This window comes from uncultured Halorubrum sp., from assembly GCF_937146585.1.
Taxonomy (GTDB): Archaea; Halobacteriota; Halobacteria; order Halobacteriales; family Haloferacaceae; genus Halorubrum; species Halorubrum miltondacostae.
Window position 1 is genome coordinate 1 of the sequence record NZ_CAKZRO010000099.1, and the last position, 19718, is coordinate 19718.

Consider the following 19718-nt stretch of genomic DNA (forward strand, 5'->3'; position numbering starts at 1 on the left):
AAGTGGCCCGCGCCGATGGAGTAGCCGTCGCCGTCGCCGCCGGCGACCATCACTTCGATGTCGGGCCGGGCCATCTTGACGCCCGTTCCGACGGGGAGCGCGCGCCCGTGAACGCCGTGGAGCGCGTAGCTGTGCATGTACGTGCCGATCTTCCCGGAACAGCCGATGCCGGCGACGACGAAGGTGTTGTCGGGGTCGTTGCCCGTCTCGGCGAGGGCCTTCATCATCCCGTTCATCGTGCCGAAGTCGCCGCATCCCGGGCACCACGTCGGCTGCTTGTCGGACTTGAAGTCGGTGAATCGAATGTCTGAGCTCATTGGTTACGCCTCCACCCCCTCCGCGAGGGTCGACTTGATCTCCGCTGCGAGTTCGTCGGCCTTGAACCGCACGCCGTTGTACTTGTTCACGCGGTCGACCCGTTCGAGCACGTCGTGTTCGACGAGGTCCGCGAACTGTCCCTGCTCGTTACACTCGACGACGACGGTCGTCTCGGCGGCCGCGACGTCCTCCGAGAGGTCCGGCCGCGGGAAGATGTACGGGACCGAGAGGACCCGCACGTCCTGTCCCTCGTCGTCGAGGATCTCGACCGCCTCGGCGAGCGCGCCCTCGTTCGACCCCCACGTGATCACGAGGGAGTCGGCGTCCGCGTCGCCGAACTCGCGCGGGCTCCAGTCCTCGCGCTCGCGGGCCGTCTCCACCTTCCGGTTGCGCTTGTCGACCTGCGCGACGCGCATCTCGGTGTCCTCCGTCCGGCGGCCCTGCTCGTCGTGTTCGAGGCCGGTGGACATGTGCGCGCCGTCGGCGGTGCCGGGGAACGCCCGCGGCGAGATGCCGTCGTCGGTGAGCTCGTGGGGCTGGAAGCCGCCAGACTCGCTCATGTGGTCGTCGATCGTCGTCTCGTCGACGACGTTGCCGCGCTCGACGTCCACCGCGTCCATGTCGAAGGTGTCCGGAGAGAACGTCTGCTCGGTGACCGCCATCGACAGGTCGGCGGTGAGGTAGACGGGGACCTGGTACTTCTCGGCGAGGTTGAACGCCTCGACCGTCTTCCAGAAGCACTCGTCGATGGTCGTGGGGGCGAGGACGAACCGCGGCACCTCGCCGTGGCCGCCGTACAGCATCTGGTTCAGGTCGCCCTGCTCCTGTTTCGTCGGCATCCCCGTCGAGGGGCCCGAGCGCATCACGTTACAGATGACGAGCGGGGTCTCCGAGGTGGCGATGAGCCCGAACGTCTCGGTCATCAGGTCGATCCCCGGCCCGGAGGTGGCCGTCATCGCGCGGGCGCCGCCCCGAGCCGCGCCGAGCGCCATGTTGATCGCGGAGAGCTCGTCTTCCGCCTGGACCACGTGACCGCCGTACCGGTCGATGCGGCCCGTGAGGTACGTCATCACGTCGGTCGCGGGCGTGATCGGGTAGCCGGCGTAGAAGCGGCAGCCGGCCGCGATGGCACCCATCCCGATCGCCTCGTCGCCGTTGAGGAGGACGTAGTCCTCGTCGGTGGTCTCGAGCGAGTAGTCGAACTCGTGGTCGTACTCGTCGGCGACGTACGACTGCCCCGCCCGCGCCGCCTCCTTGTTGTTGTCGACGAGCTTCTGGCCCTTGTCCTTGAACCGCTTCTCGAGGGCCGAGTCGAGGTTCTCGATGGGGAACTCCGCCACCTCGCAGGCCGCCCCGAGCGCGACGACGTTCCGCATGATAGCGCCGCCGGCCTCCTCGGCCAGGCTCTTGAGCGGCACGTCGAGGCCGATCATCCCCTCGGGGATCTCGACGTCCTGCATCGTCGTCCGTTCGCCGTCGTAGATGATGACGGACCCCTCGTGGAGCTCGTCGAGGTTCTCCTCGATCGTCCGGGGGGTCAACGCGATCAGCACGTCGAGTCGGTCGACGACGCTCTGTACCTTGTCGACGGAGGTCCGCACCTTGTAGGCGGTGTAGCCGCCCCGGATCCGCGATGCGAAGTCCTTCGACGTGAACACGTGTCGACCCGCGCGGGAAAGCGCCTGTGCGAAGATCTTCCCCGTCGAGTCGATGCCGTCGCCGGCCTCTCCGCCGACAGCCCAGTTGAAATCCGCAGCCATGTGCTATGGGCAAGGTTCCGGCGGACTCATCAAAAGGCTTCTGGAAGGAGCCACCGAGGTGTTTTTGGACGAACGTATCTGATCTCGCGAATATTGTGGCATCTCGTCTCCACAACCGGAAGATATCCGAATATAATTGAACACTCATACACCACATTCCTCACGATCGACCCCTCGCGTCGGACCGGTTTTCGACGACCGTCGAAATCTTCCGCTCGACGGCCGGGCGCTCAGGCGCCCGGTCGCCCCTGCGAGGGCGGGTGCGTCGAATCGCGGTCGGCCGAGCGAGCGGGTTTCGACACGGGCAGGACCGACGCCGACGGGAACACGTTTGTGTCTCCCTCGCCGATCCGTGGTATGGACACGACAGCGACGGTCGAGTCGGCCGAGTCGGTCGGCCCCGACACGTACGCCCTCCGCTTCCGCGCCCCCGAGGGGTTCGCCGCCGAACCGGGACAGTTCGTGAAGCTCGGCACCGAGATCGACGGCGAGTCGGTCGCGCGCTTCTACACCCTCTCGTCGCCCCGCGTCGGCGACACCTTCGAGGTCACGGTGGGGATCGACCCCGACGAGGGCGGCGAGTTCTCCGCGTTCCTCGCCGACGCGGAGGCGGGCACCGAGATGACCCTGACCGGTCCCTTCGGCGACCAGCACTACGACGGCGAGGCCCGCGCGGTCGTGATCGCCGGCGGTCCCGGGGTCGGTCCCGCGGTCGCCATCGCCGAGCGCGCGATAGACGAGGACGCCGAGGCCGCCGTCGTCTACCGCGACGACGACGCGGCCCACGCCGACCGGATCGACGCCCTGCGCGACCGCGGGGCCGCGATCCGGCTACTCGGGTCGGACGACGACCTGACCGACGCCGTCGCCGACGTCCTCACGGGCGCGGACGGCGAGACGGTGTTCGTCTACGGCTTCGCCGACCTCGTCGCCGACGCCGAGGCAGCCGTCGACGCGGCGGGCGGCGACGCGGACGCGGCGAAGGTCGAGAACTTCGGCTAGGCACGATCGCGGAGCGGCCGCTCCGCGTCGCGGCCTCCTCACATCGCGGGTCCCTCCTCGCACCGCGGTCGCGTCCGCCGGTGCCGTCACGCTTTACGCGCTCCCCCGAGAGGGCAGGGTATGGACTACCGACGACTCGGGGACACCGGCCTCAGCGTCTCGGAGCTCTGCCTCGGGACGTGGCGGTTCGGACGCGAGACGAACGGCGTCGTGGAGACCGGCCGCGAGGAGGCGCACGAGCTCCTCGACGCGGCCGCGGACCGCGGCATCAACTTCGTCGACACGGCCAACGTGTACGGGACGCCGAACGGGAAGAGCGAGACGTACATCGGCGAGTGGCTCGCGGACCGCGACCGCGAGGACTACGTGATCGCCTCGAAGGTGTACTTCCCGTTCGACGGGCGCGGCGAGCCCGGCCCCAACGACTCCGGGCTCGGCCGGAAGCACATCCGCGCGCAGATCGAGGGGACCCTCGACCGGCTCGACACGGACTACCTTGACGTGTACTACATCCACCGCTGGGACGAGGATACCCCCATCGAGGAGACGATGCGCGCGCTCGACGAGCTGGTCGCCGAGGGGAAGGTCCACCACCTCGGCGCGTCGACGATGGCGGCGTGGCGGCTGACGAAGGCGCAGTGGACCGCCGACGTCAACGGCTACGCGGGCTTCGACGTGGTCCAGCCGCTCCACCACGCGGGCTACTACGAGGACGTGAAGGAGTACCTCGACGTCTGTATCGACCAGGAGCTCGCGGTCTGCCCGTACTCCCCGCTCGCGGGCGGGTTCCTCACCGGGAAATACGAGCGCGCGGATCCGGACGACCCCGAGCAGGTGATCGCCCCGGACGGCTCCCGCGCGAGCTTCGACGACCGGTTCGAGCGCTTCTACCTCTCCGAGCGCGGCTGGAAGGTGCTCGACGCGGTCCGCGCGGTTGCCGACGAACTCGGCGCCACGCCCGCGCAGGTCGCGCTCGCGTGGCTCTCCGGGTGGGACGAGTTCACCTGCGTCCCCATCGTCGGCGCGCGGACGGTCGACCAGCTCGACGAGAACGTCGCGGCAACGGAAATCGACCTCTCCGACGAGCAGTGGGACCGGATCATGGACGCGCGCTACGACCCGAACGGGAACCGCTGGGGGCACTGAGGGGCCACCCCGAACGCGGCGCGCGCCCGCTACGTCTCGAAGTCGGGGAGGTCGTCGGGGGCGTCGAAGTCGGCCTCCCAGTCGATGTACTCCTCCTTGAGCGTCTCGCAGACGATCTGCCCGAGCTCCGTGAGCCCCGCGTTGATCGCGGAGACGGTCCCCCACGAGTCGAGGTCGGGGTGGAGGTCGCGCTCCTTCCAGTCCTCGGGCAGCCCGGGCGCGTGGTAGCCGACGCGGTCGGCGAAGTCGTCCCAGAAGAAGTCGAAGCGGGAGACCAACTCGAGGTCGAGCGCGATCTCCCAGTCCGCCGCGTCCATGTCGCTGCCCGCGGCCCATTGGTCGAACGCCTCCTCCCACGCGCCCTCGCGGAGGAACGCCTCGAGCTCGTCGCGGCGGTACTCGCCGCCCGCCACCTCGGCGTCCTCGTACTCGTTCGGGTCGACGGCGGCGAGTTCGGGGGGCTCCGGCGGGTCGACGTCGAGAGACATGCTCGGTGGTGGGGACCGACGGGGCAAAACCCTACGGGAACGGACCACGCGGACGCGGCGGGCCGCGGGCTCGTCCCCCGCGGGCGATCCGGTCCTTTTACCGCGGTTCCGTCCCGAGGTCGGGTATGGACCTCCGCGCCGTCTCGCGCCGGGTCGGGATCGCCGCCGCCGTCGTCACCGTGGTCGCGCTCGTCGCGCCGTACGCGTTCATCTCGGGGGCCGAGTACGCGGACCAGCTCGCGGCCTACTACGCCTCCGGCGTCGTCGGCTGGGGCGGGATCGCGCTGTTCTCGCTGCTCTCCGCGGTCGTCATCGCCTCCGTCGAGCGGGGGAACGTCGAGCCGGGGACCCTCGCGGGCGTGGCGGTCGTCCTCGGGCTCGCGACGACCGCGAGCGCGGCGACGTGGGCGCTCGCGGTCGAGCCGAGCGCGGTGTTCCGCGACCACCTCTGGCTGGTGTGGCACGCGCCCGCCGTCGTCGCGCTCACCGTTCCCGTCCCCCTCGCCGCCGGGGTGTACGCCCGCGAGCTGTTGACGTAGCCCGGTCGTCGGACGCGCGCCCACTCGCCGGGCCGCCGTCGGCCGGCGAACGAAAGGCCCTTATGCCGCACCCGAGTATCGCCGGACGGACTAGGTCGGGCGGTTAGGCCCCGCTCGTCACCCGTGAGGCAGTCTTTAGCGGGGACCGAACAGCGGGCACGTCCGGTCAGACCGGCACGGGCCCCGAGAGCCAACGTGGAAGCCTCGTCCGCCGGGGACAGCGGTCCGCGTCGCCCGCTCGCAGGAGCGGTCCGTCGCGGTTCGTCGGCGATATCGGGTCAGGCGCGGAAGCGAGCAGCCCATCGCCGGACGCCAGTCGCTCGTCGGGTCGCGGGGTGGAGGAGGCAATCGGGATACCCCGTGGCGGAACGCCGGGCTCCCCCGCCTGTCCGCCATTCATACGCTGACTTGTCTGACGAGTGGTGACGCCGTTCCGGTGCTGTGGTCGATGTGCGCGTCAAACTTGCGAGCGTCTATCTACAGAGAATCGACGCTGTCGCCGCGAACACCACCGAAGCCCCAGCCGCGAGTCCCGCCCGACCGCAACCGCACCTCGTTTCTCCCCGGCCTCGCCGCTCGCTCCCTCCGGTCGCCCGCGGCGTCCCTCGCGCGTGCGACTCGCGGCCTACCCGCCGCTCGTCGGCACGCGCCACCACGAACGCGGGAACGCGTGCGGTCGGACTCAGCGACCGGTGTCGTACTTGTACGTCGCCGAGTCCGGGTCGATCCCGAAGTCCTCGGCCGACTCCTCCGGCTCGTCGTCGCCGGTCGGCTCGGCGTCCTTGAACGCCTGCCGAAACCGGTCCGGCATCTCGAACGCGTCGACGGTGAGTACGAGGCCGACGACTCCGCCGCCGAGAAACTCCCGCTTCTCCGTCAGCCGGTCCGAGAGCGCGGGCGGGAGGTCGTCGGTGTCGACGCGCTCGAAGCCGAACTGCGTGAGGTACTCCGGCTGGTCCGTGAGCACGTACACCGTCTCGAACCCGTCCGCGGCCGCGGTGTCGACGAGGCGCTCCACGACGTGCGCCCCGACCCCCCGATCGCGCCACTCGGGGAGGACGCCGATGCCGGTGAGCTCGATCCGGTTCTCCTCGTCTTCATCGCCGCGGTGGAGCCGGAGCCGACCGAAGCCGGCCCGGTCGCCCGACTCCTCGTCGACCGCGATCACGTAGTCCCGCGACCGGAAGGCGACGTCGTCGAGCCCCAGCTGCTCGATCGCGTCCAACAACCACGCCTCGTCACGGTTTTTGGCGTCGCGGACGTACATGGACGCTCGTACGAGGGCGGAGGTGAAAAGCGGATCCCCGACCCGGTCGCCCGCCGTCATCGCGTCGCTTTTGCCCGCCGGCCGCCGACCGGACGCGTATGGAGTTCGCCGCGCTGGCTGAACGGGCGGAACGGGTGGCCGCGCACGACGGCGACATCGAGACGACCCTCGCGGTCGCCGACCTGCTCGCGGACGCCGGCGACGGCGGCGCGGACCGCGGGGCGGGCGACGACCTCTCCGTCGTCGTCCGGTTCCTCCTCGGACGCGTCTTCCCCGCCCACGACACTCGCACGCTCGACGTCGGCCCCGCGCTCTGCCGCGAGGCCGTCGCCCGCGCCGCGGGCCCGAACGTCGACGCCGCCGACGTCGAGGACCGCCTCGCGGAGCGGGGGGAGATCGGCGCGGTCGCGGCCGCGTACGACTTCGGCGGCCAGCGGGGCCTCGCCGCGTTCGGCTCCGGTCGCGACGCGCTCACCGTGGCGGCGGTCGACGAGGAACTCCGCGACCTCGCGGCCGCGAGCGGGGACGGCAGCGAGTCGCGCAAGCGCGACGCCCTGTTCGGGCTGTTCACGCGATGCTCGCCGAGCGAGGCCGCGTTCCTCGCGCGGCTGGTCCTCGGCGAGATGCGGCTCGGCGTCGGCGAGGGGACGGTCCGGGACGCGATCGCGGAGGCGTTCCTCTCTCCCGAGACGCCGACCGATGACAGCGACGAGTCCGACGGCGACCATGACGGCCCCGCCGACGGCGACGACCCCGAACTCGCCGCGCCCGCCGACGCGGTCGCGGCCGTCGAGCGCGCGCTTCACGTGACGAACGACTACGGGCGGGTCGCGGTCCGCGCCCGCGACGAGGGAATCGCGGGGCTCCGCGCGGAGTCGCTGCGCGTCGGCCGCCCGGTCCAGGCGATGCTCGCGCAGGCGGGCACCGCGACCGACGCGGTCGACGCGTTCGGCGAGGTCGCCGTCGAGACGAAGTTCGACGGGGCCCGCGTCCAGATCCACTACGCGCCGGACGGAGCCGAGGCGGACGACGACGCGCCGGACGACGACGCGCCGGACAGTGATGACTCCCCGCTCGGCCCGCGGCTCTACTCGCGGAACATGGACGACGTGACGGAGGCGCTCCCGGAGATCGCCGAGTTCGTCGCCGACCGCGTCGACGTCCCCGTCATCCTCGACGGCGAGGTCGTCGCGGTCGACGACGACGGCGACCCGCTCCCGTTTCAGGAGGTGCTGCGGCGGTTCCGGCGGAAGCACGACATCGACCGGATGCGCGAGACGGTCTCGCTGCGGCTCCACGCGTTCGACTGCCTCCACGCCGACGGCGACGACCTGCTCGACGAGCCACTCCGCGTCCGCCACGACCGGCTCCGCGAGGCCCTCCCGGACGCGGCCGCGGACCTCACCCTCGCCGGGGACGCGGACGCGATCGCGGCCGAAGAGCGGGCCGCGCTCGACGCGGGCCACGAGGGGGTCATGCTGAAGAACCCGGAGTCGGCGTACACCCCCGGCGACCGCGGGCGCGACTGGCTGAAGCGGAAGCCCGACGTGGAGACGCTCGACGCGGTCGTCGTCGGCGCCGAGTGGGGCGAGGGACGCCGCGCGGAGCTGTTCGGTACGTTCCTGCTCGCGGTCCGCGACGGCGACGGTGCGAGCGACCCGGACGGACGCGACGCCGCCGGCCGCGATCCCGACGACCGCGACGCCGGCGACCTCGCGCCACCGGGATACGCCACGGTCGGGAAGGTGGCGACCGGGATCACCGACGAGGCGCTCGCGGACCTCACGGCTCGGCTGGAGCCGCTCGTGGTCGAGGAGACGGGGACGACGGTCGCGTTCGACCCCGAACTGGTGGTCGAGGTCGGCTACGAGGAGATCCAGACGTCGCCGACGTACTCGGCCGGCTACGCGCTCCGCTTCCCCCGGTTCGTCGGCGTCCGCGAGGACAAGGACGTCGACGGCGCCGACTCGCTCGCCCGCGTCCGCCGCCTCGCCGGCGACGACTGACGTTCCGCCACGCGAAACTCCTTCACGCTCCGGCTCGTAGCCGTTCGCATGCCAGGCCCGCTCGGCGACGCGACGCGGCGAGACCTCACCGACGCGGCCGCCGATCGGCTCGCCGCCGAGGGGTTCGAGGTCGCTCGCCCCGAGAGCGCCGCCGAGCCCCCGGCCGTCGCGACGCGCGGCGACGACCGGGTCGCGGTCGAGCCCCTCGCCGCGGACGACGCCACGCCCACGGTGATCGTCTCGCGGCTCGGACACGCGCTCGACCGGGACCGCCGCGCCCTGTTCGTCGCCCGCGACGCCGACACCGCGGCCGCCGTGCGCGACCTCCTCGCCGACCCGCCGCTCCTCGCCGCGCGGACCGACGACCGGCGGACGTTCCACGTCGGCCCGGACCGGATCCCAGTCTCGGGCGGCGGCTACGCCTGCGTCCGCTACGAGGGGCTCGGCGACCCGACGTTCTCGTGGCGGGAGACGGACACCCCCGCCGGCCCGGTCGCCGCCCACGCCGACGTCGACGCCACCGCGACGGGCGACGACGGGCGGCCGGCCGTCCCCCGGCTCGTCTGCGAGGTCGACGGCGACCCGGTCGCAGTCCTCGGCGGCGTCGCCAGCCTCCGGACGCCACCGGACGAGGCGTTCCCGTTCGCCTACCGCCGCGACCCGGACGACAAGCAGTTCCGGGTCCGGCGCGGCGACGACGGAACCGTCGTCGAGACGGTCGGCGGGTTCGGCGCGATGCGCGAGGCCGGCTACGTCCCGGTCCCGATGCCGCTCGTCCCGGAGCACGCGCTGGGTCGGGCGCTCGACGCCGACGCGCTCGCGGCCGCGTGGGACCTGTCGGTGATCGGCGACGCCGAGCCGGCGGACGACGCCGACGGCGACGCCGACCGCGGCCGATAGCCACCCTCAAGACGACCGCGGCCGCAGGCGGTGACATGACGGTCCGCTACGAGGAACTCTCGGTGGAGTGGCTCGGCTACGCGACGGCGCGGCTGGAGACGGACGGGGGCTCGGTCGTCTACACCGACCCCGGACGGTACGGCGTCCTCGACGACTACTGGGCGCGCGACGGCGACCTCGTCGTCGTCACCCACGACCACCACTACGACAGCGACGGGATCCGGTCGGTCGCGAGCGACGACGCGACGCTCGCGATCTACGAGGCGGTCGACCCCGCCGGCATCGACCGCGACGTGGAACCGATCGACGCGCTCGCCGCCGACTACGACGTGGTCCGCGTCGGCGAGGAGGACCGCGTCGACGTCGAGACGCCCGCCGGCGAGGTCCGCGTGTGGTCGGTCCCGGCCCACAACGACCCGGAGGGGCCGAACGCGGACGCCGACGGCTCGGTCGCGCACCCGCCCGGGTTCGGCTGCGGCTTCCTCCTGTCGCTCGGCGGCCGCACAGTCTTCTGGCCCGGCGACTCCGACGCCCTCGACGGGTTCGCCGAGCTCGACGTCTCCGTCTTCCTCGCCAACATCGGCGGGGGCGGCATCGTCTCGGACCGGCGCGAGGCGGCCGACCTGGCCGAGGCGATGGGCCCGGACCTCGTCGTGCCGATCCACTACGACACGTTCGACCTGCTCGAGGCGGACGGCGAGGCGTTCGCCGGCGACGTGGCGAGCCGATCGATCCCGGTCGCGCTCGACGCGCGCTCGGCGAACCAGTAGGCGAACCGGGCGGACGGTCGAACCGGACGGAACGGCCCTCGCGGCCGGAGGCCTTTTTACCTCGCCGACACCTCTCCCGGTCGCATGACCACCGAGTCCGCGCTGGCCGACGGGGTCCGGGAGGCGCTTTCGGTCGACGCGGAGGCGTTCGCCGAGCGCGCGGCCGAGGAGGCCGAGATCGTCAAACAGGCGCTGCGCGACGGCGCCTTCGACAACCACCAGTCGATCGTCGGCTTCGAGTACGAGTTCTACGCGGTCGGCGACGGGCGGTGGAGCGAGGAGTCGCGGGCGGGCGAGTACGCGCTGATGCGCGTGCCGCGCCGCCTGCTGGAGCTGATGGGCTTCGAGAAGGAGCTGGGGCTCCACAACGCCGAGATGTGTACGAGCCCGCAGCCGCTCTCGGACCACGGGCTCCGCGCGCAGCTCGCCGAGGTCCGCGCGCGGCTGGAGGCCGCCGAGAACACCGCGGGCGTCGAGGGGATGCGGCTCGTCTCCGACGGGCTCTGGACCATCCCGCCCGCGGGCGAGACCGCCGAAGGGTACCTCACCGACAGCGTCGCGGTCGACGGCGTCGTCGTCGCGGTCAACATGAGCGACGCGGTCCGGTACCACGCGATGGCGAACTCGCGCCGGGACGACCTCGCCGACGGGGACGGAGCCGCGGCCGACGCCGAATCGGAGCCGGTCGTCGCCCTCGACGCGCCGGGCGTGTCGCTGGCGGCGGAGACGGTGATGCCCGAGAGCCTCATCACGTCGATCCAGCCGCACTACCAGGTGGCCCACGCCGAGACGCTGCCGCGGCACTTCCGGTACGCGCTCCGGATCGCCGGGCCGCTGCTGGCGCTCGGGGTCAACTCGCCGTTCTTCCCGCCGGAGCTGTACGACGACGGCTGGGACGGCGAGCGCGTCCTCGCCGAGGGGGCGACGGAGAACCGCGTCCACGTGTTCGAGTCCGTCCTCAACGCCCGGACCGACGCGGACAAGGTCCGGTTCCCGCGCGACTTCCGCGACGTCGAGACCGCTGTCGACCGCATCGCGGCCGACGAGACGCTGATCCCGATGCCGGACCCGGGCGGCAGCGACCGGTTCGACGACGCGTTCGCGACGTTCCGGACGAAACACGGCAGCTACTGGCGGTGGGTCCGCCCGGTGTTCGAGGGGGCGAGCCGCTCGGCGGCGAACGCGCGGATCGAGTTCCGCCCGATCCCCGGCCAGCCCACGGTCCGCGACTCCATCGCGTTCCAGGCGGCGTTCGCCGGGCTGATGCAGGCGCTCGCGCAGCGGGACCACCCGGTCATCGGCCTCGACTGGGAGACCGCCCGCGACAACTTCTACGCCGCCGTCGCGGACGGCCTCGGCGCCGACATGACGTGGATCGGGCTCGACGGGGAGCGCACGACGGACACGGACGCGCTGTACGCGGACCTCCTCGACCACGCGGAGGCGGGGCTCCGGACCGCCGGCTGCGCGGACGACGAGGCCGCGGAGTGGATCGCGCCGCTCCGCTGGCGGGTCGCGAACCGCACGACCCCGGCGAGCTGGAAGCGCGACCGGGTCCGCGCTCGCCTCGACGACGGCGACGACTTCGCGACCGCGGTGGTCGACACCCAGCGCGAGTACATCCGCCAGCAGGCCGACACGCTCATCGACGGCGGCTTCTCGGCGTGGGCGGACGGGGAGTGACCGGCCGCGGGGCCGCCCGGCGGCGCGGGAGTCGGGGGACGCGGCCGCGACACAGTACAGTTATCGGCCCGCCGCCTCACCCGTCGGTATGGACGAGCTGATCGCCGCGGCGCGCGACGCCCTAGAGGCGGCCCACGTCCCGTACTCCGAGTACCGCGTCGGCGCCGCGCTGCGGACCGCCGACGGCACCGTCTACACGGGCTGTAACATCGAGAACGCGAACTACTCCAACAGCCTCCACGCCGAGGAGGTCGCGATCGCGGAGGCGGTGAAGAACGGCCACCGCGAGTTCGACCGGATCGCGGTCTCCTCGGGCGTCCGCGACGGGGTCACCCCCTGCGGGATGTGCCGCCAGACGCTCGCGGAGTTCGCGGCCGACGACCTCGTCGTCGCCTGCGACGAGGGCGGCGACGCGGTGACGGAGTACACCCTCGGCGAACTGCTCCCGAACACGATCAACGAGGGGACGCTCGACGACGCCAGAGAGGACTGACCCTCGGGGAGTGGCTCCGGGCGACCGAGACGGAACTCCTTTTATACGGCTCGCCGAAGTGCGGAGACATGACCGACGACAGCGAGGACCCCAACGACGGTGCCGGATACCACGTCGAGGCCGCGCCGGAGGACGTCGCCGACGCCGTCCTCCTCCCGGGCAACCCCGAGCGCGTCGACAAGGTCACGGCGCTGTGGGACGGCCACGAGGAGGTCGCGCGCCACCGCGAGTACCGCACCGCGACCGGCAGCTACGACGGCGCGCCGATCTCCGTGACCTCGACCGGGATCGGCTCGCCCTCGGCGGCCATCGCCGTGGAGGAACTGGCGCGCGTCGGCGTCGAGACGTTCATCCGGGTCGGCTCCTGCGGCGCGATCCAGCCGGAGATGGACGTCGGCGACCTCGTGATCACGACCGGGGCCGTCCGGCAGGAGGGGACGAGCGACGAGTACGTCCGCGAGGACTACCCGGCGGCCGCCGACGGCGAGGTCGTCTCCGCCCTGGTCGCCGCCGCCGAGCGGCTCGGCCACGACTACCACACCGGCGTCACGATGAGCGCCGACTCCTTCTACGCCGGGCAGGGCCGCCCCGGGTTCGAGGGGTTCGAGGCGGCCGGCTCCGACGAGCTCGTCGCGGAGCTCCGGGACGCGAACGTGAAGAACATCGAGATGGAGGCGTCGGCGATCCTCACGATCGCGAACGTGTACGGGCTCCGCGCCGGCGCGGTCTGCTCGGTGTACGCCAACCGCGTGACCGGCGAGTTCCGCACGGAGGGCGAGTCGCGCGCGGCCGAGACCGCGAGCCTCGCGGTGAAGCTCCTCGCGCGGATGGACGAGGTCAAGCGGGAGGCGGGCGCGGACCGCTGGCACGCCGGGCTCTCGCTGTAACGACTCCCCGACGCCGCCGCGGTGGCGATATTTGCCTGCGAGCGTTCCAAAGCGACTTTATCTGCGCACCGCGGACCTACACGCATGAGTACACAGGTCGTCGTCGTCGGCTCCGGGTACGCCGGCGCAGGGGCGGTGAAGGCGTTCGAAGACGAGGTCGGCGAAGGCGAGGCCGAGCTCACGTGGATCTCGGAACACGACTACCACCTCGTTCTCCACGAGGTCCACCGCGCGATCCGCAACCCGGCGGTCGAAGACAAGATCACGATCCCCGTCGACGAGATCAAATCCCCCGAGTCCGACTTCGTGAAGGGCCGGGTCGTCGACGTCGACACCGAGGATCGGGTCGTCGAGACCGACGACGGGACGACCGTCGACTACGACTACCTCCTCTTAGGCGTCGGCTCGACGACGGCCTTCTTCGGCATCGAGGGGCTGAAGGAGAACGCCCACCAGCTGAAGAGCCTCGACGACGCGAAGGCGATCCACGAGGACGTCCGCGAGGCGGCCGCCGACGCGACCCGCTCGGACCCGGCCGAGGTCATCGTCGGCGGCGCCGGCCTCTCCGGCATCCAGACGGCCGGCGAGATCGCCGAGTACCGCGACAAGCACCGCGCGCCGATCGAGATCACGCTGGTCGAGGGGCTCGACGAGGTCTTCCCCGGCAACGACCCGCAGATCCAGGGCGCGCTCCGCCAGCGGCTGGAGGACGCCGACGTCGAGATCCTCACCGGCGACTTCATCTCGCAGGCCGACGAGGAGGCGGTCTACCTCGGCGGCGGCGAGGACGAGGAGCCGGAGGAGCTCGCGTACGACGTGCTGATCTGGACCGGCGGCATCACGGGCCAGCCCGAGGTCGAGGGCGTCGACGTCGAGAAGGACGAACGGTCGCACCGCGTCCACGCCGGCTCCGACTTCTCCACCAGCGACGACCGCGTGTTCGCCATCGGCGACACCGCGCTGGTCGAGCAGGGCGACGACGTGGCCCCGCCGACCGCACAGGCCGCCTGGCAGGCCGCGGAGGTCGCCGGCGCGAACCTCGCCCGCGCCGCCCGCGGCGCGCCGCTCCGCTCGTGGACCCACGAGGACAAGGGGACGGTCATCTCCGTCGGCGAGGAGGCGGTCGCCCACGACGTGATGGGGATGCCCATCAAGACGTTCGGCGGCACGCCCGCGAAGCTGCTGAAGAAGGCCATCGCCACGCGCTGGATCGCCAAGGTCTCCTCCGCGGGCCGCGGCGTCAGCGCGTTCGGCGACATGTAGGCGCGGGCGACTCGCGCCGCCGACGCCTCTCTCCGGACGGTCGAATCGATTCCGCGACGGACGGACCGTCGGCTCCGTCGACGAATATCTCCGCAGTTACTCCAACGACTTCCGTCGCACTCAGTGCTCGGCCGGCTCGTCGGGGGCCCGCATGTCGTCGATCCGCAGGATGAGAATGTTCGCGGTGTCGTCTTTGCCGTCGACCGTGCCGTCGACGACGAGCTTCGAGAGCGGCGTCGGGCCGACGGTGACGCTGTCGCCCTCGTGGAAGTCGCGGACCGACCCCTGGACGTGGATCTCGGCGCGGCACAGCTCCGGGTGGTGGACGCTGGAGAGGTCGATCCCGTCGACGTTGACCCCCTCTACCTGATCGCCCTCGTGGAAGATCGGGACGTCGGCCGGCTCGTCCATGCGCTGGATGTCGAGCGCCTCGTACGCGTTCGACGTAGGCTTGTAGCCACCCTTCGGGCCCGGAACGCCCTCGACGAGCTGGAGGGCCTTGAGGCTCTGCATCTGGTTGCGGATCGTCCCCGGGTTGCGGTCGACTTCCTCGGCGATGGCCTCGCCCTTCACGGCATCCTCCTGCTCCCCGTAGAGGTTGATCAGGGCCGTGAGGATGCTCTTCTGGCTCGACGTGAGCTCGATCGATGACATGGTCGCAAATACACCGTGCCCCCGCTTAAATGCGATGGAATTCACTTATAAATGATCGTGTGGAATACCGTCGATGGCCGGACGCCGCGGGGACGCGCACTCCCGACTCAGTCCCCGCGTAGCCGCTTCATCCGGACGTACGCGATCGGGCTGGAGAGCGCGACGACGACGCCGACGCCGATCAGCGCGACGCCGAAGTCGACGGCGACGAACGACACCGCGGCGCCCGCGAGCCCGATCGCCGCGCCGGTGAACGCGACCGCGATGACCGCGCCGATCGGTTCGATGTCGCTCGGGTCGACCGACCGGGGGTCGGAGCTGCTCATACCCGCCCCGAGGGGGCGCGGCCGCAAAACGGTGTCCGATCCGGCCGGTAGCTCGCCGACGACCCCGCCGACACCGACGAGTCGGGCGCGGTCGGCGGCGACCGATCCCCACCATTGAAGCGGCGTCGCGTCGCGTGACCGGTATGACCACGGTCAGGATCATCGGCGCGCCGACCGACTACGGAGCGAACCGACGCGGGGTCGACATGGGGCCCTCGGCGATCCGCTACGGCGGGCTCGCCGACCAGCTCGCCGGAGCCGGCGTCGAGACCGTCGACGCGGGCGACCTCCTCGTCCCGCGGGCGGAGGAGCGCGACCCGGACGCGGACGCGCCGAGCGAGGGGAAAGCGAAGTTCCTCCGCGAGACCGAGGAGGTCTGCCGGCAGCTCGGCGACGAGGTCGCGGCGACGCTCGCCGACGGCGAGGTGCCGCTCGCGCTCGGCGGCGACCACTCCATCGCCATCGGGAGCCTCTCGGGCTCCGCCCGCGACGCGGACATCGGGGCCGTGTGGTTCGACGCGCACGCGGACCTCAACACGCCCGCGACGACGCCGTCGGGGAACGTCCACGGCATGCCGCTGGCGGCCGCGCTCGGGATCGACGAGTTCGCGGACACCGAGTGGGCGAACGCGCCGGGACTCTCGCCGGAGAACGTCGCCTTGGTCGGCCTCCGATCGGTCGACGAGGCGGAGGTGGAGCTGATCCGCGACCGCGGCTTCGCGGCGTACACGATGTCAGACATCGACGAGCGGGGGATCACGGAGGTCACCGAGGAGGCGCTCACCGTCGCCTCGACCGGCGTCGACGGGATCCACGTCAGCCTCGACTTGGACTGGCTCGACCCCAACGCCGCGCCCGGCGTCGGGACGCCCGTCCGCGGCGGGGTCACCTACCGGGAGGCCCACAGCGCGATGGAGATCGTCGACGAGACCGACGCGCTCCGCTCGATGGAGATCGTCGAGGTGAATCCGACGCTGGACCAGCACAACGAGACCGCGGAGCTGGCGACGGAGCTGGCGGCGAGCGCGCTCGGCAAGCGGGTCCTCTAACTCTGGGCCGGGGCGGGTCAGACGCCGCGGTCGAGCTGTTCGACGACCCGCTGGAGGTCCGCCGCCGACTCGATCTCGCCTTTGATCTCCTCGCGGCGGCGCACCGCCGCCGAGTCGGCGTCGTACGCGCGGACGAACTCGGCGCGGGTGTGCTCGTCGAACGCGTGGCGGATCGCGAAGTAGCCGTCGGGGACGATTGTGCCGCACACCTTACACTCGTGGCGCTGGTGATCGTTCGTCTGGTGGACGATCGCCGCCTCCACGTCGTCGAAGGCGGCGTCGCAGTCGCCGATGCCGCACGTCCAGCGAGGGGCCATACCCGGACTCTCGCCCGAGGGGGATTAACGGTTTCCCAACTCGGCGCGGGCCCGCCGGGCGGTCGTCGCGGGCGACGCCGGGGCGCTCGGTACCGTCCGCGCCGCGGCGTCGGACCCGCGGTCGCGGCACCGTCGTCGTCGAACGATACCCCTTTGCGCGGGCGCGACGACCGTCCGACCGTGACCCGATCGCAAACGCGCGTCGACGCCCACGTCAAGGTGCTCGACGACGAGGTCGTCTCCCGGGCGAAGGCCCGCGACATCGACGCGCTCGTGTACGCGCCGCACTTCACGCGCCTCCCGACGATCCGCGAGCGTGCGGCCCGGTACACCGACGACGAGCTTCAGGTCATCCCCGCCCGCGAGGTGTTCACCGGCGACTGGGGGAACCGCCGCCACCTCCTCGTCTTGGGCCTCTCCGACCCCGTCCCCGACTACATCACCTTCGAGGGCGCGATGGCCGAGTTCGAGCGGCAGGAGGCGGCCGTCCTCGTCCCCCACCCCGGATTCGCCACCATCTCGCTCACGCGGCCCGAGGTCGACGCCCACGCCGAGCGGATCGACGCGGTCGAGACGTACAACACCAAGCTCCTGCCGCACCAGAACGCGCGCGCCCGCCGGACCGCGGCGGAGACCGGCTGCGACGGGTTCGGCTCCTCGTACGCCCACCTCCCCGGCACGGTCGGCGAGGCGTGGACGGCCTTCGACGGCGACCTCGCAGACGAGGCGGCGGTCGTCGAGGCCTTCCGGGAGCGCCGCCCCCGGACCGTCATCCACCGCGGCGGCGCCGGCCACCAGCTCCGCGGCCTCGTCGAGTTCGCGCACCTCGGCTACGAGAACACGTGGGCGAAGCTCGACCGGATGTTCCTCTCCGGCAACGAGCCGACGCTGCCGTCGAACGTCGCCTACGAGGGTCGGTTCGACGACGTGAGCGTCTACGAGTGAGCGGTCGAACGGGCGTCGCGGAGCGGTGCCGTTCCCGGCCTCCGCCTCGGTCAGAGCCCGAATCCGGCGGCGGCCTCGGAGGCGACGGAGAGGTCCAAGTCTAGGTTCACGACGTACGTGTGGATCGCCCAGAAGGCCGCCAGCTCGATCGCGGTGATGATCACGGTGACGAGGTCGGCGTACTTGCTGCTCGTCGTCACGCCGCTCGGGAACCCGAACTCCCTGTCCGAGAGCGGGTGGAACAGCGCGATGCCGCGCCGGCTCCCCACCACGTCGAGGATGTAGTGAGTCAACACGCCGATCCACACGTACTGGAGGTTACCGAAGACGATCGGATACGCGAGGAAGATCGCCAGCACGGGGAGGCTGTGGAGTGTCTTCCGGTGGCGGCCGAAGGCGGTGTCGACGTCGGGGAACAGCGCCCCCAGCACGACGGGGGCGGTGATCTCGGCGACCGTCGTCGCGGTCGCGGCGTCGAGGCTCGGCTCGAGGATGAAGCCGAGCCCCAAGGCGAGAAGCAGGCCGTTGAGAACGTGACCGCGTTTGTTCATGCTCTCCGAGTGCGTCCGTCGATAAGTCAAACCACCGGATCGCGGCGGCGGTCGCCGCGTTGAGTCGGTCCCTCGCATCGGCGGTCGCCAACGCGCTGGGGCAGTCCTTCGCAGCAGCGGTCGCCGCGCAGAGGCGGTCCCACGCCGCGGCGCCCGTTCCGGGCGAAAGAGCCACGGCGGGCGCGCCCGACCCGCCCGTATGGAGTACGAGGAGCCGAAGTTCTTCCACGTGATGCAGTACGCCGCGGCCGCCGACGGCGACGTCATCGACATGGTGAGCGGCAACCCCGACTGGGAGCCGCCCGCCGCGCTCCGCGAGGCGCTCCGCGAGTACGCCGACGCCCCGCCCGCCGACTTCCAGTACCCGCCGAGCGAGGGGCTCCGCGAGCTCCGGGAGGCGATCGCCGAGCGCCGCGGCGTCGACCCCGGGCGCGTGGTCGTCACCAACGGGACGGGCGAGGCGAACTACCTCGCGATGGCCCGCGCGCTGGACCGCGACGCGGGCGACGAGGCGCTGCTCATGGACCCGGTGTACCCGTACTACCCCGGGAAGACCCACCTGCTCGACGGGACCCCGACGCTCGTGCCGACGGCGCGCGACGGCGGGCTCGACGTCGACGCGATCCGCGAGGCGGCGAGCGAGGACACCGCCCTGATCGTCCTCAACACGCCGAACAACCCGACCGGGGCCGTCTACGACCTCGACGCTGTCCGCGAGGTCGTCGACGTGGCGGCGGCGGTCGACGCGCTCGTCGTCGTCGACGAGGTGTACGGCCGGTTCGACCTCTCCGGCTCGTTCGAGTCGGCGCTGAGCTTAGACGACGACCGCGTGATCGTCACCAGCGGCTTCTCGAAGTCGATGGCGATCACGGGGTTCCGCGTGGGCTACGGGGTCTTCCCCGAGGCGCACGTCGACGACGCCAAGACGCGGCACATGCTGGTGAACGTCGCCGGCGCGCGCCCCTCCCAGTACGCGGTGTACCACGCGCTCGCCGAGACGCCGCCGGAGTACTACGCCGAGTCGCGAGAGCTGCTCGCGGACCGCGTCGCGGCGTTCACCGACGCCCTCGACGCGGCCGGCGCGGAGTACAGCCGCCCCGAGGGGGCCTTCTACGTCCTCGCGCGCTTCGACGGCTTCCCCGGCACGATGGCGAACGTCAAGCGGCTGGTCGACGAGGCGGGCGTCGCGGGGATGCCCGGCGAGGCGTTCGGCACCGCCCGCAGCGACTGGATCCGGTTCGCCCTGGTGACGCCGCGCGCGGCCGAGGCCGCGGAGCGGCTCGCCGACTACTTCGCCGAGGAACCGGCGCCCCGCTGAGCGACCGCCTCCGTGTCGCCCGCCGCCAGAGCCGAC

21 protein-coding genes and 1 other RNA gene are annotated in these 19718 nt (G+C 71.8%); 14 read left to right on the forward strand and 8 right to left on the reverse strand.

The features are described from left to right. Window positions 1-317, reverse strand: a 317-nt coding sequence (locus tag Q0116_RS08400; RefSeq protein ID WP_297886878.1) for a thiamine pyrophosphate-dependent enzyme, incomplete at its 3' end; no start/stop codon positions are given. A gap of 3 nt (window positions 318-320) precedes the next feature. Continuing rightward, on the reverse strand, window positions 321-2078 hold the full coding sequence (locus Q0116_RS08405; RefSeq protein ID WP_297886879.1) for a 2-oxoacid:acceptor oxidoreductase subunit alpha: 1758 nt from the start codon (window positions 2076-2078) through the stop codon (window positions 321-323). Between the two features lie 357 nt (window positions 2079-2435). Here Q0116_RS08405 and Q0116_RS08410 point away from each other — a divergent pair, with 357 nt between their 5' ends. Further along, the gene (locus tag Q0116_RS08410; protein ID WP_297886880.1) at window positions 2436-3080 is read left to right on the forward strand and encodes an FAD-dependent oxidoreductase; all 645 of its coding nucleotides are present in this window, start codon (window positions 2436-2438) and stop codon (window positions 3078-3080) included. Between the two features lie 120 nt (window positions 3081-3200). Then, window positions 3201-4226: an aldo/keto reductase gene (locus Q0116_RS08415; RefSeq protein ID WP_297886881.1), complete on the forward strand. Its 1026-nt coding sequence runs from the start codon at window positions 3201-3203 to the stop codon at window positions 4224-4226. Between the two features lie 29 nt (window positions 4227-4255). On the opposite strand, the gene Q0116_RS08420 is transcribed toward Q0116_RS08415, so the two are convergent. Next, window positions 4256-4714 carry a hypothetical protein gene (locus tag Q0116_RS08420; RefSeq protein WP_297886882.1) on the reverse strand — a complete coding sequence of 153 codons (459 nt, stop codon included), beginning with the start codon at window positions 4712-4714 and terminating at the stop codon, window positions 4256-4258. Between the two features lie 125 nt (window positions 4715-4839). Between Q0116_RS08420 and Q0116_RS08425 the strand changes: the two genes are divergently transcribed. Both Q0116_RS08425 and ffs read left to right on the forward strand, forming a co-directional pair. Continuing rightward, window positions 4840-5253, forward strand: a complete 414-nt coding sequence (locus Q0116_RS08425; protein ID WP_297886883.1) for a hypothetical protein — start codon at window positions 4840-4842, stop codon at window positions 5251-5253. Between the two features lie 83 nt (window positions 5254-5336). Beyond that, an RNA gene (ffs, locus tag Q0116_RS08430) (signal recognition particle sRNA) lies at window positions 5337-5648 on the forward strand. A 287-nt stretch (window positions 5649-5935) separates the two neighbouring features. On the opposite strand, the gene Q0116_RS08435 is transcribed toward ffs, so the two are convergent. Further along, window positions 5936-6520: a GNAT family N-acetyltransferase gene (locus tag Q0116_RS08435; protein ID WP_297886884.1), complete on the reverse strand. Its 585-nt coding sequence runs from the start codon at window positions 6518-6520 to the stop codon at window positions 5936-5938. 98 nt (window positions 6521-6618) lie between these two features. Between Q0116_RS08435 and ligA the strand changes: the two genes are divergently transcribed. The 7 genes from ligA (at window position 6619) to Q0116_RS08470 (ending at window position 14522) form a co-directional block, all read left to right on the forward strand. Beyond that, on the forward strand, window positions 6619-8526 hold the full coding sequence (ligA, locus tag Q0116_RS08440; protein ID WP_297886885.1) for an ATP-dependent DNA ligase LigA: 1908 nt from the start codon (window positions 6619-6621) through the stop codon (window positions 8524-8526). A gap of 48 nt (window positions 8527-8574) precedes the next feature. Next, window positions 8575-9426, forward strand: a complete 852-nt coding sequence (locus Q0116_RS08445) for a hypothetical protein (RefSeq protein ID WP_297886886.1) — start codon at window positions 8575-8577, stop codon at window positions 9424-9426. Between the two features lie 35 nt (window positions 9427-9461). Then, a complete protein-coding gene (locus Q0116_RS08450) occupies window positions 9462-10196 on the forward strand; it encodes an MBL fold metallo-hydrolase (protein ID WP_297886887.1) in 735 nt (244 codons plus the stop codon). A gap of 84 nt (window positions 10197-10280) precedes the next feature. Continuing rightward, window positions 10281-11879, forward strand: coding sequence for a hypothetical protein (locus tag Q0116_RS08455; RefSeq protein WP_297886888.1), 1599 nt, complete (start codon window positions 10281-10283; stop codon window positions 11877-11879). Window positions 11880-11967: 88 nt separating this feature from the next. Continuing rightward, a complete protein-coding gene (gene cdd, locus Q0116_RS08460) occupies window positions 11968-12372 on the forward strand; it encodes a cytidine deaminase (protein ID WP_297886889.1) in 405 nt (134 codons plus the stop codon). A 68-nt stretch (window positions 12373-12440) separates the two neighbouring features. Then, window positions 12441-13259 (forward strand): nucleoside phosphorylase, encoded by an 819-nt coding sequence (locus Q0116_RS08465; protein ID WP_297886890.1) that lies wholly within the window; start codon window positions 12441-12443, stop codon window positions 13257-13259. Between the two features lie 84 nt (window positions 13260-13343). Beyond that, window positions 13344-14522, forward strand: a complete 1179-nt coding sequence (locus Q0116_RS08470; protein WP_297886891.1) for an NAD(P)/FAD-dependent oxidoreductase — start codon at window positions 13344-13346, stop codon at window positions 14520-14522. Between the two features lie 120 nt (window positions 14523-14642). On the opposite strand, the gene Q0116_RS08475 is transcribed toward Q0116_RS08470, so the two are convergent. Both Q0116_RS08475 and Q0116_RS08480 read right to left on the reverse strand, forming a co-directional pair. Continuing rightward, on the reverse strand, window positions 14643-15176 hold the full coding sequence (locus Q0116_RS08475) for an Rrf2 family transcriptional regulator (RefSeq protein ID WP_006113045.1): 534 nt from the start codon (window positions 15174-15176) through the stop codon (window positions 14643-14645). A gap of 107 nt (window positions 15177-15283) precedes the next feature. Then, window positions 15284-15502, reverse strand: coding sequence for a hypothetical protein (locus Q0116_RS08480; protein ID WP_297886892.1), 219 nt, complete (start codon window positions 15500-15502; stop codon window positions 15284-15286). A 143-nt stretch (window positions 15503-15645) separates the two neighbouring features. Here Q0116_RS08480 and rocF point away from each other — a divergent pair, with 143 nt between their 5' ends. Then, window positions 15646-16551, forward strand: coding sequence for an arginase (gene rocF / locus Q0116_RS08485; RefSeq protein WP_297886893.1), 906 nt, complete (start codon window positions 15646-15648; stop codon window positions 16549-16551). Window positions 16552-16568: 17 nt separating this feature from the next. Here the strand turns inward: rocF and Q0116_RS08490 are convergent, their stop codons facing one another. Next, a complete protein-coding gene (locus Q0116_RS08490) occupies window positions 16569-16868 on the reverse strand; it encodes a hypothetical protein (protein WP_006628879.1) in 300 nt (99 codons plus the stop codon). Window positions 16869-17021: 153 nt separating this feature from the next. Here Q0116_RS08490 and Q0116_RS08495 point away from each other — a divergent pair, with 153 nt between their 5' ends. Further along, complete coding sequence (locus tag Q0116_RS08495) at window positions 17022-17813, forward strand: PHP-associated domain-containing protein (protein WP_297886894.1); 792 nt, start codon at window positions 17022-17024, stop codon at window positions 17811-17813. A gap of 50 nt (window positions 17814-17863) precedes the next feature. Here the strand turns inward: Q0116_RS08495 and Q0116_RS08500 are convergent, their stop codons facing one another. Beyond that, window positions 17864-18364, reverse strand: coding sequence for a metal-dependent hydrolase (locus Q0116_RS08500; RefSeq protein ID WP_297886895.1), 501 nt, complete (start codon window positions 18362-18364; stop codon window positions 17864-17866). Between the two features lie 199 nt (window positions 18365-18563). Between Q0116_RS08500 and Q0116_RS08505 the strand changes: the two genes are divergently transcribed. Then, a complete protein-coding gene (locus Q0116_RS08505) occupies window positions 18564-19682 on the forward strand; it encodes a pyridoxal phosphate-dependent aminotransferase (RefSeq protein WP_297886897.1) in 1119 nt (372 codons plus the stop codon). Window positions 19683-19718 lie beyond the last annotated feature (36 nt).